At 51.8% G+C, this 12,877-nt stretch carries 15 protein-coding genes; 7 read left to right on the plus strand and 8 right to left on the minus strand.

What is annotated here, in order from left to right:
• Positions 1–20: 20 nt before the first annotated feature.
• On the minus strand, positions 21–356 hold the full coding sequence (locus UC14_RS15785) for a DUF2002 family protein (protein WP_013574102.1): 336 nt from the start codon (positions 354–356) through the stop codon (positions 21–23).
• A 126-nt stretch (positions 357–482) separates the two neighbouring features.
• The gene (locus UC14_RS15790) at positions 483–1,679 is read right to left on the minus strand and encodes an MFS transporter (RefSeq protein ID WP_013574101.1); all 1,197 of its coding nucleotides are present in this window, start codon (positions 1,677–1,679) and stop codon (positions 483–485) included.
• Between the two features lie 272 nt (positions 1,680–1,951).
• Here UC14_RS15790 and UC14_RS15795 point away from each other — a divergent pair, with 272 nt between their 5' ends.
• Positions 1,952–2,257, plus strand: coding sequence for a YqjD family protein (locus tag UC14_RS15795; protein ID WP_013574100.1), 306 nt, complete (start codon positions 1,952–1,954; stop codon positions 2,255–2,257).
• A 129-nt stretch (positions 2,258–2,386) separates the two neighbouring features.
• Here UC14_RS15795 and UC14_RS15800 read toward each other — a convergent pair whose 3' ends face one another.
• The 5 genes from UC14_RS15800 to UC14_RS15820 form a co-directional block, all read right to left on the minus strand.
• Positions 2,387–2,887: a type VI secretion system tube protein Hcp gene (locus UC14_RS15800; RefSeq protein WP_112198033.1), complete on the minus strand. Its 501-nt coding sequence runs from the start codon at positions 2,885–2,887 to the stop codon at positions 2,387–2,389.
• Positions 2,888–3,244 (minus strand): putative T6SS immunity periplasmic lipoprotein, encoded by a 357-nt coding sequence (locus UC14_RS15805; RefSeq protein WP_112198034.1) that lies wholly within the window; start codon positions 3,242–3,244, stop codon positions 2,888–2,890.
• Entirely contained in the window at positions 3,241–3,789 is a 549-nt protein-coding gene (locus UC14_RS15810) for a type IV secretion protein Rhs (protein WP_232829695.1), read from the minus strand. The genes UC14_RS15805 and UC14_RS15810 overlap by 4 nt, the downstream gene beginning before the upstream one ends.
• Before the next feature lie 136 nt (positions 3,790–3,925).
• Positions 3,926–5,044, minus strand: coding sequence for a glycoside hydrolase family 38 C-terminal domain-containing protein (locus tag UC14_RS15815; protein WP_232829696.1), 1,119 nt, complete (start codon positions 5,042–5,044; stop codon positions 3,926–3,928).
• Positions 5,028–6,479 (minus strand): PLP-dependent aminotransferase family protein, encoded by a 1,452-nt coding sequence (locus tag UC14_RS15820; RefSeq protein WP_112198035.1) that lies wholly within the window; start codon positions 6,477–6,479, stop codon positions 5,028–5,030. Before UC14_RS15820 ends, UC14_RS15815 begins: the two co-directional genes overlap by 17 nt.
• A gap of 123 nt (positions 6,480–6,602) precedes the next feature.
• Between UC14_RS15820 and UC14_RS15825 the strand changes: the two genes are divergently transcribed.
• The 6 genes from UC14_RS15825 (at position 6,603) to mgrA (ending at position 12,256) form a co-directional block, all read left to right on the plus strand.
• Positions 6,603–7,034, plus strand: a complete 432-nt coding sequence (locus tag UC14_RS15825; protein ID WP_013574098.1) for a carboxymuconolactone decarboxylase family protein — start codon at positions 6,603–6,605, stop codon at positions 7,032–7,034.
• A gap of 257 nt (positions 7,035–7,291) precedes the next feature.
• Positions 7,292–7,531 (plus strand): glutaredoxin-like protein NrdH, encoded by a 240-nt coding sequence (gene nrdH / locus UC14_RS15830; RefSeq protein WP_013574097.1) that lies wholly within the window; start codon positions 7,292–7,294, stop codon positions 7,529–7,531.
• Between the two features lie 10 nt (positions 7,532–7,541).
• A complete protein-coding gene (nrdI, locus tag UC14_RS15835) occupies positions 7,542–7,946 on the plus strand; it encodes a class Ib ribonucleoside-diphosphate reductase assembly flavoprotein NrdI (RefSeq protein ID WP_013574096.1) in 405 nt (134 codons plus the stop codon).
• Positions 7,928–10,090: a class 1b ribonucleoside-diphosphate reductase subunit alpha gene (gene nrdE / locus UC14_RS15840; RefSeq protein ID WP_112198036.1), complete on the plus strand. Its 2,163-nt coding sequence runs from the start codon at positions 7,928–7,930 to the stop codon at positions 10,088–10,090. Before nrdI ends, nrdE begins: the two co-directional genes overlap by 19 nt.
• Positions 10,091–10,111: 21 nt before the next feature.
• Entirely contained in the window at positions 10,112–11,095 is a 984-nt protein-coding gene (gene nrdF, locus UC14_RS15845) for a class 1b ribonucleoside-diphosphate reductase subunit beta (RefSeq protein ID WP_013574094.1), read from the plus strand.
• Positions 11,096–11,212: 117 nt separating this feature from the next.
• Positions 11,213–12,256, plus strand: coding sequence for an L-glyceraldehyde 3-phosphate reductase (gene mgrA, locus UC14_RS15850; RefSeq protein ID WP_013574093.1), 1,044 nt, complete (start codon positions 11,213–11,215; stop codon positions 12,254–12,256).
• 47 nt (positions 12,257–12,303) lie between these two features.
• Here mgrA and UC14_RS15855 read toward each other — a convergent pair whose 3' ends face one another.
• Positions 12,304–12,864, minus strand: coding sequence for a C40 family peptidase (locus UC14_RS15855; protein ID WP_013574092.1), 561 nt, complete (start codon positions 12,862–12,864; stop codon positions 12,304–12,306).
• Positions 12,865–12,877: the final 13 nt, after the last annotated feature.

A 12,877-nucleotide genomic window follows, 5' to 3' on the forward strand; every position in this document is an offset into this window, starting at 1 on the left:
GTTTCTGTTCCGTCGCCGGATTATCTGAACACGTTGTCCAGATAGCTCGCCAGGATCTGGCGTGAACTGAAACCATGGCAAATGCCATAGTAAGTTTCATTGTCGCTGGAGACATCCAGCGGGAAATTCTTGTAGGCTTCACTGCTGCGAAACGATGCTGTGGGTTCAGCAAAACGCTCACTGCGCTCTTTCAGCGCCGGGTGTATTACCAGGGCAGTCCGGCCAAACCGCGCTTCCCGGTTTACATACACATAATGCTCGCCCCGGCGGTAACCGTAAGCTTTATCATCAATAAAATCACGTTCAAACCCTGAGGTTTCTAAAACACGTGCCACTTCATCTGGCCGTAAATACATGGTTGCTCCTCGCTTCTTTAACCGCAAGGCGACCTTACCGCAATAACTCTGCCAGACAATGCGTTTATCCCCGATTTCGGCGTATTTAGGATTTATCTAAATGCCTTAACCCTGAAATTTGAAGGGTTAATCAGCAGGAGATTGCCGCGAAGTATTTACCCATAATCTGAGGGTCAGCAGCCAGGCAATCACCACCATAAATGCCGCCGCAAGATAAATAGACGGCGTCCCAAAATGCGAAATAATCAGCCCGGCTACCGGTCCGGTAATACCGAGCCCGAGATCCAGAAAGGCGGAATACAGCCCCAGCGCCGTGCCCTGATTTTGTGGCGGTACCTGTTTTACCGCTTCCACACCCAGCGCAGGGAAAATCAGCGAGAAGCCGGAACCGGTAAGAAAGGCGCCCAGTTGCACCGACAACGGATCGTGTCCCAGCCAGATCATCAGTAACCCTGCGACTTCAAACACAAAGGACACCAGTGAGACCCGCAGGCCGCCGAACCGGTTAATCATGTTGCCGAAGACGAGGCGCGCGCCGACAAATCCGAGGCTGAATAAGGTGAGCGTGAATGCCGCCCCGCTCCAGCCTTTATCAGCGTAGTAAAGGGTAATAAAGGTGGCGATAACGCCGAACCCGATGGTGCCGAATCCCAGCCCGAGGCCATACAGCCAGATGCGCCCGACCACCGCTTTGAATGCAATCCGCTTACCGGCGGTGACGGAAATCGCGGCTTTCATGCTGGCCAGTATGGCGGCAAACGCGGCAGCGACGATAATCAGTACCGCCACCCCCATCAGCCCGTAAGCATGGTTGAGTAACACGCCGAGCGGCGCACCGACGGCCATTGCGCCGTAAGTCGCCACACCATTCCAGGAAATCACGCGTGCGGTATGTTTCGCGCCTACCGCACCAATTCCCCACAGCGTGGTTCCGGTGCTGCCGAAGCTTTCACCGACACCCAGAAAGATGCGGCCAACACAGAGCATCAGCAGACTCGCCAGCGGAAACGCCGAAAACCAAAACGCCATCGCGTAAAAAATACCGCTGATCCCGCAGCAAATAAGGCCAAAAATGACCACCCGTTTCGGGCCAAGGAGATCGGCATATCGCCCAGCGTGCGGCCGGCTGATGAGCGTCGAGAAATACTGAACACTGATCACCAGCCCCGCCAGCACCGAGTTATATCCCAGCGTGTTATGCACAAAGCCCGGCAACACCGCGAGCGGCAAACCAATGGTCAGATAAACAACGAAAGTGAACAGCATGAACGACAAAATGCGTTTGTTGAGCAGAGCGTTAGAACGCAATGTACTTAAAGACATGGGCGGACCCGAAAATGAGATCACTGAGAGTGGAATAAACAGTATAAACAGGTTTGGCCTTCAAAACGGGCTAAAAATGTTATCGGCTGTAACGCGGATTTTGTTTTGCAGAGAAATCTGAGCCGCATCACGCCAGCCCTCGTCCCGCCTGACTTCTGACACAGTGCCATGGCCTGAAAAGGTCCAAAATCATAGACATTTGTCCTTAAAGAACCATCCGGTACAACATTATGGTCTATGCTTAATACAACAGTCACACAAGGAGAGACGGAATGTTTAAGAGAACAGATAAAGTAGAAAAAAATATCGATCAGGACGTAACCCTGCTGGCGGACACGCTGGATGAAGTGCTTCAGTCTGCAGGTGATAAATCCAAGGATGAATTGGATAAAATCCGCAGCAAAGCACAGGGTGTATTGCGTGAAACCCGTGCGCGTTTCAACAGCGAAAAATTAAGTCAGCAGGCACGCGATGCGGCGGCCACTGCCAATGATTATGTGAAAGATAATCCGTGGTATGGCGTCGGTGCAGGTGCTGCAATCGGTATTGTTATCGGTGTTCTTTTGGGACGCCGCTAACGTAAAAGGCAATTTGCGATGTTTCACTCCTGTGTCGGGAATATGGCTTAAAAACCTGAAACATCCGCGTGGCTCCCTCATTGCCGCGCGATTGCTAAGAAAAGACGACGAGCCTTCGGGCTCCGTTTTCTATTGGTTCTCTTTTGAAGCTTCATGTTCTTTCTCCCATGAATCGCTGTACTGGATGTTTCCAGCGATGGAATGCCACTGAATGCTTTTAAATCTCAATCCGATAATCTCAAGCATATTCGGCGTTGGCGAGCCGGGGATATATGCATGTGAAGTTGCGGCAGACATCACCACCACACCTTCCATAACCACTCTATAAATTTCGTACTCCATCCCGGCGCTGTTTATATCGTAAAACCTGATTTCAGCGCGCTTAAGCCTTCTGCCTTCACAAACGGCAACAGCCAGGTAAGGTGATGTTTTATCTGTTTGTTTATGCAAAATGTACGGGCTATGCATTCTGGATCCCGTCAGGCTCCCGGTGTGGGCATCCACCCCCTGATTCACGGCATGACTACTGCTCATGATCTCTATCGCCCCTTCCCTGCCTGCAGCCAGACATTCACCCTTAACCTGAACACCATTTTCATCGTATAAAAATAGATAAGCGGGTAATGACATTTAATAACCTCCAAAAGTTACGTTACCGTTCAGGTCAATATTGAATTCCAGCCGAAAGGTTTCGTTGTTAAGCTTGTATAGAAGAGAATATCGGTAGCCCTTTTTTAAGGGTGCTTTTAAACATAAATCAGGATATTCAAGATGGATCGGTTCAAAACCTGAATCCAGTAAACGTGTTTTATACTTATCTTCCGAAAAGGTCAGATTGTAATATTGCAATACATCCCCATAAGTAGAGTAAATGCAAATTGTATTACCGTAAATATCTGCCGCACCTTCTTGTGTATACGGAAATCTATCCCCCATCCAACATCCATTAAGAAAAAAACATAAGGTAAAAGTCATCATAATTTTCATGACAAAAATCCTTTTAATATTTTTTTATATTGTTCCTTTAATTCCATTTCATCTTTAGCTGGATCATAGTCCTGATAGTTGATTTCAACACCTGTTCCAAAGAAGCCATAATACTTTAACAACCAATAATCAGAAACAATACTTGCCTGCTGCTCCATCGAGTAATCGCTGAGTTTTTCTTTATTCAGACGATATTGATAATTAACTGCCCAGGAAAATAAACCTCTGGTCCTGACAAACATTCCCTGTTGATGCTGATAGACATGCATCATTTCGTGAAGAAACATATGCTGCAAGATTGTTCCAGCCATTGAAAAGTCATGACTATAAACAGTTTTCTCAAACCACATTTCACCATTGGGTGTCATGGCAGTGGAATTATTTTGCATACCAAAAGGAAGATAACTATCGCGATGGATCCAGACTTCATGGTATCGAATACTATAACTAAATAGCGTTATTGAAAGTTGTATTTCTCCTAAGGTCAGGCGCCTGAGCCCACCTTCTTTTATTTTCTTAAATTCACCCGGCATTTCATATTGCATATATCACCCTCCAGACAGGAAGATTTAATATAATAAAAAAGAAAATAAATACAATTATTTAGATTATGAATAATTCAGCATTAAATTATATTGAGAAGAAGGAAACGTCCCTGTTTCCTTCTTCAATTTTTTCGTATTAAAAACGAATACGGAAAGATTTCGCCTGGCAGGGTTTAAATTCGCCCATTTTCCCGCAACCATTTTCGGTGTTCACCGCTATTTCATCCATGCGCACTTCCTGCCATCCGGTGACGACAGCGTTCACCTGCAGGCTGTCTTGCAGACTTTGCGTTTCCGACGGGTTATAAACCCGCACAATCAGCGCCTCTTCATCTTCGGCTTTTTTCAGCGCACTGAGCACCGAACCCGAAATGCATTTCTGCATCAGACTGAAGCGGGATGGCGTCTTGTTATTCGTCAGGTTTAACTTCATCGCGTCATACGGGATTTTGTTGTAAGTACGCACCGGCGTCAGGTAATCACGCGCATGTTGCATCACGCTGGCCTGAATGTGGTCGCCGCTGAAACCAAACAGTGCAAAACGATAAACCTGTTTGCCGGGCATCTGGGAATCGGGTGTCGGCATTTTAATGCCGGAAGGACGTCCCGGACGCAGCAACAGATTTTCCTTACCCAAAACACCAACGGCACGGAACAGTGTCAGCGCAAAGGTATCGTGCCGCTCCCCCACCACTTCAAACTCGCGTAACCCTTCGGTAAACAGCGCCAGCCCCTGATGACCGTCCTGTAACGCCGCGAAATTCATCAGTTGCCACACAGGCACCGGCGCTTCTTTCCAGCCTTCTGCTTGCCAGTTTTCCATCGCCGGATCCCTTACCGGACGGGTGATACAACCAAACTGATTGTCAGCCACCACCGTCTGGCTGGCAAATGGCGTGGGGATCAGCACCCGCAGGCGGTGATCTTCAGCGTGGTTTGCCAGCGCTATTTCGATCTCAATCCGGCGGCTGTTCTTTGCCAGCGTCACGTTGATGATCACGGGGATTTCACTGTTGAGTGTTCGCATTGCGCGATCTTCCAGCGTACGCGGCAGCGGCATTGTCAGAGAAATGGTCGCGGTACTTTGCCACGGCTGATGCTGATAGCTGACTCCGGCCATCAGGTTGCCAGACGTGAGCAGCCACTCATCGCGCGCCGGAGAATAGTCATATTCATCGCCATCATCCGAGCCGTTTTCCAGCTCCAGTACCTGCTGATAGCGGCGAATGCCGCACTGATCAGCGGCTGTTTTCAAGCACTGCCGCCAGCCGCTGCACCAGCCCGTCCGCCTGTTGCTGCGAACTGATATTCACAAATCCCATCAGCAGGCCGTTCGGACGTAAAGCCTCGCCCCTCACGTGGCGCTCAACCTGCCAGTCGGACAGCGCCTGCACTGCCAGCCCCTGTTCACGGGCATTTGTGGCGATCAGCGCATCGTCCAGTGTGGCATTCAGTGTGGTGCAAAGCTGGATCCCGCCGACCTGCTGGCTCACACGTAATATGTCCGCCGGAAACGCCGCCGTCAGCGCCTTTTCCAGATAGCCGCGCCGCTCAGCATAAAGCTGACGCATCCGTTTCAGATGCCGGTAGAAATGCCCCTGCTCGATAAATTCCGCGATACTGCTTTGCACCAGAGGCGGCGTTCCGCAAATTCGCAGCGGGCAATACGCTTCGATTTTTTCCACCAGGCTGTCCGGCACCACGACATATCCACAGCGAAGCGCCGGAAACATCACTTTGCTGAATGTTCCCGCGTAAATCACCCTTCCCTGCGTATCGAGGCTTTTCAGCGAAGGCAAAGGCTGGCCGTGATAGCGGAACTCGCTGTCGTAATCATCTTCGATAATCCACGCCTGTTGCTGCGCTGCCCAATCCAGCAAGGCCATACGCCGCGCTAAACTCATGGTCACACCGGTCGGACTTTGATGAGCTGGCGTCACCACGGCAAATCGTGCGTTCGCAAACTGCGCCACCGCCTGCGGAACATTCATGCCTTCATCATCAACATTCACCGCCATCGGCGTGGCGCCGGCGGCACGGAAAAATGCCTGCGTGACCGGATAACCCGGGTCTTCCAGCCAGACGCCGTCGCCCGGTTGCAGCAGGCTGCCGATGATCAAATCCAGCACCGGCGCATAGCCGCCGCAAATAAATATCTGTTCAGGACGGCAGGTAAATCCGCGGGAAAGTTGCAGATAACGGGCGACGGCGTGGCGTAAAACGTCCGTCCCTGCCAGCGGCGGATGGCCTAAATCATTCATGCTGGTGTGACGAATTTGCCGTGAAACAATGCGCGACCAGATCGCACGCGGGAACGCATCCAGTGCCGGAAGCCCGAGCTGGAAAGGCAGGGAAGAAACGGAAGGTAACATCGGGTTGACGGGTTTACGCCCGGCATCTTCTCTGACCGGCGAGGGTGCGGGGGCGGATAAACTTTCCGGCGCGCTGACTACCGTTCCGGCCTGTGCGCGGCTTTGCAGAAAGCCTTCCGCCATCAGCAAGCCATAGGCATTTTCAACCGTGGCGCGTGCCACGCCGAGTTCGCTGGCCAGCGCCCGCACCGACGGCACACGGCTGCCGCGTTTAAGCTGTCCTGCCATGATCGCCTGTTTCACCCGCTGATAAATCTGCCGGTAAAGCGGTGCTTTGTGTCGGGGATCGAGATGAAAGGCAAGGTCGAAGCGGTTCATTCATGACCTGCTTAAAGAGACATTTTATGGCCCTGTAGTATAGACCATATGCAGCGTAAAGTAGCGGTCATTGAGACGCACCCTGCGTCGCTGTTTAGCCCGAAACGCCCAGAGGAAATCATCATGACTGCACTTCGCCTGCCTTACTATTCCCTGTCTTCTTCGGTGATGGAACCGATGAAAGCCGCGCTCGGCGCACTGGAAAACGGTCCGCTGGATAACGTGATTATCGAGCTGGCGTTCCTGCGTGTGTCACAAATTAACGGCTGCGCCTATTGCCTGGATATGCATTCCAAAGCGTTGCGTAAAATGGAAGTCGCGCAGACCAAACTGGATCAGCTGGCGGGCTGGCAGGTCAGCCACGTGTATTCTGAGCGTGAACGTGCCGCACTGGCGTGGGCCGAATCACTGACATTCGTTGCCGCTACCGGCGCACCGGACAACGCCTTTGAGCCGCTGAAAGCGCAATTCAGCGACGTGGAAATCTCGGAACTGACCTTCGCCATCGGTCTGATGAATGCGTTTAACCGCCTCGCGGTGGGTATGCGCCAGTAATTTGACCGCTTAAAAAACGAACTGAAAAAAGTTTTTCCTCGCCAGCCCGCTTCCTGCGGGCTTTGCCGCTTTTGCAATAAGCAAATTTAGAAAATCTACATATTGTGTGGTTGAAAATCCAAATCACTACATCTAGTATTCGGTTCATCGGGACGCCACGATGGCACCGACTCTCGCGCCTTTCCCCCGGCTGAAGCAGCCGCACAACGGGAAGGCAAAAATTGTCTCTGATTTCTTACAAGATGGAAATACGAATCATGAGCATTATTATTTACAGTAAACCAGACTGTGTCCAGTGCAACGCGACCTACCGTGCATTAGATAAACAAGGCATCGCTTACGAAGTTGTGGATTTGACTCAGGATGAGCAGGCGCTCGGCCAGGTTCGTGCGATGGGCTATCAGCAGGTTCCGGTGATTGTGGCCGGTGACGATCACTGGTCTGGTTTCCGTCCGGACAAAATCAGCGCCCTGCGCCAGCTCCAGAACGCGTTCTGAGGGCTGGCGGATGAATCCGTTGGTCTATTTTTCCAGCAGTTCAGAAAACACCCATCGTTTCGTCGGCAGAACAGGATTGCCGGCGATCCGTATCCCGGTAGATCGTCAGCCTGAAAAATTGCGTGTGGACTTACCGTATATTCTGGTGGTGCCGAGCTACGGCGGCGGTTCGGCCAAAGGCGCGGTGCCGACACAAGTGATCCGTTTTCTGAACGACGAACATAACCGTTCACTCATCCGCGGCGTTATCGCCGCCGGAAACACCAACTTCGGCGCAGCGTATTGTATTGCCGGCGATATTATTTCCCAAAAATGTCAGGTGCCTTACCTGTACCGTTTTGAGTTGCTGGGAACGCCGGAAGACGTTGCAAAGGTCAGACAGGGAGTAACAGAATTTTGGCAGCGACAGAACTAGCAATCACCGACCCCGGCACCCGCGGCCCGGACTATCACGCGCTTAATGCGATGCTGAATCTGTTCGATGCTAACGGCCAGATCCAGTTTGATAAAGACCGCCTGGCCGCGCGCCAATACTTCCTGCAACACGTCAATCAGAACACGGTGTTTTTCCACAATCTGGCGGAGAAACTGCGTTATCTGGTGGAAGAAGGCTATTACGAAGCCAGCGTGCTGGATCAGTACGCTTTTGACGATATTAAAGCGTTATTCAAACAGGCTTACGCCAAAAAATTCCGCTTCCAGACGTTTCTGGGCGCGTTCAAGTATTACACCAGCTACACGCTGAAAACCTTCGACGGCAAACGCTACCTTGAACGTTATGAAGATCGCGTGTGCATGGTGGCATTGACGCTGGCTCGTGGCGATATCCAGCTCGCTGGCCATTTTGTTGATGAGATCATTTCCGGCCGTTTCCAGCCTGCCACGCCGACGTTCCTTAACTGCGGCAAAAAACAGCGCGGTGAGCTGGTGTCGTGCTTCCTGCTGCGCATTGAAGACAACATGGAATCCATCGGGCGCTCGGTCAACTCGGCGCTGCAGCTTTCCAAACGCGGCGGCGGTGTGGCGTTTATGCTGACCAACATTCGTGAAGTGGGCGCGCCGATTAAGCGCATCGAAAATCAGTCTTCCGGCGTTATTCCGATCATGAAGATGCTGGAAGATGCCTTCTCTTACGCCAACCAGCTCGGTGCGCGTCAGGGCGCGGGGGCGGTCTATCTGAACGCTCATCACCCGGATATTCTGCGTTTCCTCGATACCAAACGCGAAAACGCCGACGAAAAAATCCGGATTAAAACACTGTCGCTGGGTGTGGTTATTCCGGATATCACGTTCGAACTGGCGAAAAATAATGAAGATATGTACCTGTTCTCGCCGTATCACGTGGAGAAAGTGTACGGCGTGCCGATGTCTGAAATCAGCATCAGCGAGAAATATCGCGAGATGGTGAATGACAAGCGCATTCATAAAAGCAAAATCAACGCGCGTGAATTCTTCCAGGTGCTGGCGGAAATTCAGTTCGAATCCGGCTACCCGTACATGATGTTTGAAGACACGGTTAACCGCGCCAATCCGATCAAAGGTCGCATCAATATGAGCAACCTGTGTTCGGAGATTTTGCAGGTGAATTCGCCGACGATCTACGGCGAAGACCTGTCTTATCAGGAAATTGGCAAAGACATTTCCTGTAACCTCGGTTCGCTGAATATCGCTTCGGCGATGGATTCACCGGATTTCGGCAATACTGTCGAAATGGCGGTTCGTGCGCTGACGGCGGTGTCTGACATGAGCCACATCCGCTCAGTGCCATCTATTGATCAGGGGAATCAGGATTCGCACGCCATCGGCCTCGGCCAGATGAATTTGCACGGTTACCTGTGCCGCGAGCGTATTTACTACGGTTCGGAAGAAGGTCTGGATTTCACCAATATCTATTTCTGCACCGTGGCTTTCCACGCGATCCGCGCATCGAACCAGATCGCCATCGAGCGCCAGCAGTCGTTTAAAGGCTTCAGCGATTCCACTTACGCCAGCGGCGCGTATTTCGACAAATATGTCGATGACGCACTGGCGGCGAAATGGCAGCCGAAAACAGAGCGCGTGCGCGAACTGTTTGCAGATGCCGGTATTGCCATTCCGACCACCGCAGACTGGGCGGCGCTGAAAGCCTCCGTGATGCAGCATGGCCTGTATAACCAGAATTTACAGGCGGTGCCGCCCACCGGTTCTATTTCCTACATCAATAATTCGACGTCGAGTATTCATCCGATTGTGTCCCGCGTAGAAATCCGCAAAGAGGGCAAAATTGGCCGTGTGTATTATCCGGCGGCGTTTATGACCAACGACAATCTGGATTACTACCAGGATGCCTATGAAATCGGCCCGGAAAAAATTATTGATACCTACGCCGAAGCCACGCAGCACGTCGATCAGGGGCTGTCGCTGACGCTGTTTTTCCGCGATACCGCCACCACGCGCGACATCAATAAAGCGCAGATTTACGCCTGGCGCAAAGGCATCAAAACCATTTATTACATCCGTCTGCGCCAGATGGCGCTGGAAGGCACCGAAGTTCAGGGCTGCGTTTCCTGCACGCTGTAACCGACTGAAAGGATTTAAAAGATGAGCGCAGTAAAACAATTGTTAGTGCCACAGCCGGTCAGCAAAGCCATTAACTGGAACAAAATCCAGGACGATAAAGATCTGGAAGTGTGGAACCGCCTGACGTCGAACTTCTGGTTGCCGGAAAAGGTGCCGTTGTCGAACGATATTCCGTCCTGGGCGACGCTCAGCGCAAAAGAGAAACAGCTGACGATCCGCGTGTTTACTGGCCTGACGCTGCTGGATACCGTGCAAAACGTGGTCGGCGCACCGACGCTAATGAAGGACGCGGTGACACCGCACGAAGAAGCGGTTTACTCGAATATCTGCTTTATGGAAGCGGTGCATGCGCGTTCTTACAGTTCGATTTTCTCGACGCTGTGCGCCACCGTGGACGTGGATGAAGCCTACCGCTGGAGCGAGGAAAACGTCGCGCTGCAAAACAAAGCCGCAATCATTTTGTCGTATTACGACGGCGAAGACCCGCTGATGAAGAAAGTCGCCAGCGTGTTCCTCGAATCGTTCCTGTTCTATTCCGGTTTCTATCTGCCGATGTACTGGTCGAGCCGCGCCAAGCTGACCAACACCGCCGATCTGATCCGTCTGATCATCCGCGATGAAGCGGTTCACGGTTACTACATCGGCTATAAATTCCAGAAAGCGCTGGCGCTGGAAAGCGAAGAGCGTCAGCGTCAGATCAAGGAGCAGGCGTTTGATCTGATTCAGGATTTGTACGATAACGAGATCCGCTACACCGAAGAACTGTACGACGGTGTAGGCTGGAGCGAAGACGTGAAGAAATTCCTGCATTACAACGCCAACAAAGCGCTGATGAATCTCGGCTACGAAGCCCTGTTCCCGGCCAGCATGGCGGATGTGAATCCGGCGATCCTTTCCGCATTATCGCCAAACGCCGACGAAAACCATGACTTCTTCTCCGGATCCGGTTCGTCATATGTGATCGGCAAAGCCGTCAACACCGAAGACGAGGACTGGGATTTCTAAACAGCTCCTTCCCCTCGTGAGAGGGGAAGGAGGAAAACGGATGTTGCCGTTATTTTTCTCAGCGTTAGTATAGAAACAGTGTTTCAAAACCCTACGCGATCAGAAAAAGGAAACATCATGACGCCCTATCAAGCCTCATCCTCCCGTTACGAAACCATGCAATTCCGCCGTTGCGGTCAGAGCGGTTTACAACTCCCTGCCCTTTCTCTTGGCCTGTGGCACAGCTTCGGCCATGTCAGTCCGCTGGAATCCCAGCGTGCATTGCTGCAAAAAGCCTTCGATTTAGGCATCACCCATTTTGATCTGGCGAATAACTACGGCCCGCCTCCGGGCTCTGCGGAAGAAAATTTTGGCCGTTTGCTGAAGCAGGATTTCGCGCCATATCGCGATGAACTGATCATCTCCACCAAAGCCGGTTACGACATGTGGCCAGGACCGTACGGTTCCGGCGGCTCGCGCAAATATCTGCTGGCCAGCCTCGATCAGAGCCTGCAACGCATGGGGCTGGATTACGTCGATATCTTCTATTCGCACCGGGTGGATGAAGAAACGCCGATGGAAGAAACCGCAGCGGCGCTGGCTTATGCGGTGCAAAGCGGTAAGGCATTGTATGTCGGGATCTCCTCTTACTCGCCGGAACGTACCCAGATCATGGCGGAGTTACTGCGTGAGCTGAAAGTACCGCTGCTGATCCATCAGCCGTCATACAATCTGCTGAACCGCTGGGTGGATAAGAGTGGTTTGCTGGATACGCTGGACCAAAATGGCGCAGGTTGCATCGCCTTTACGCCGCTGGCGCAGGGGTTGCTGACCGGCAAGTATCTCAACGGCATCCCTGACGGCTCGCGCATGCAGGTGGAAGGGAATAAGGTGCGCGGGCTGAACGCCCAAATGCTGTCAGAAGATAACCTGAACAGCCTGCGGTTGCTCAATGAGATGGCGCAGCAGCGCGGACAGACCATGGCGCAGATGGCGCTGAGCTGGCTGCTGAAAGACGATCGCGTGACGTCGGTGCTGATTGGTGCCAGCCGCCCTGAGCAACTGGATGAAAACGTGAAAGCGCTGGATAATCTGCGCTTCACCGCTGAAGAACTGACAGCGATTGATAAGCATGTGGCGGATGGTCAGTTGAATCTTTGGCAGGCTTCGTCAGATAAATAACCATCCAAAACAAACGGGCGGATCTCCTGAAAGGATCCGCCTTTTTTTTAGCTCATCAGTTCTAAACGACGTGCGGTTTCGTAATGATCAACCCAATACTGATTATCCAGTGATGAAATAGTGACGCCTTCAATTTTCGAGGCATGAATGAACTGATGATCCCCGACATACACGCCGACATGACGATCGCCCGGCGACGTTTTGAAAAACACTAAATCTCCCGGTTTCAGATTATTTTTACTCACTTTTCTGCCGTTCCTGATTTGCTGAAAGGTGGTTCTTGGCAGGCGTGTTTGCAGGGAATCATTAAACAGATGCTGCATCAGCGACGAGCAGTCCACGCCTTTGTGGGTGGTGCCCCCCCAGCGGTAATGCGTCCCCTTCCAGCGCGGATATTCCGCCAGCAGGGCGCTTTTAATATTGTCTGAGTTGCCCGTATTGACCGCAGTCACGGTGGACCCTTTTCCATTAAAAAGTTCGCTATGGAAAAATTTGTAGGTGTCCATCGACTCAAATTCTTTAGGCATATCAAAAGCAAAGGAGTGGATGCTAAACAAACCGGTAACGAGCAGCAGTAAGGCAGAAACAAGCGATTTAATACGGAACATGCGTGGATTCTTT

The organism is Rahnella sp. NRRL B-41462, assembly GCF_003263525.1.
GTDB lineage: Bacteria > Pseudomonadota > Gammaproteobacteria > Enterobacterales > Enterobacteriaceae > Rahnella > Rahnella aceris.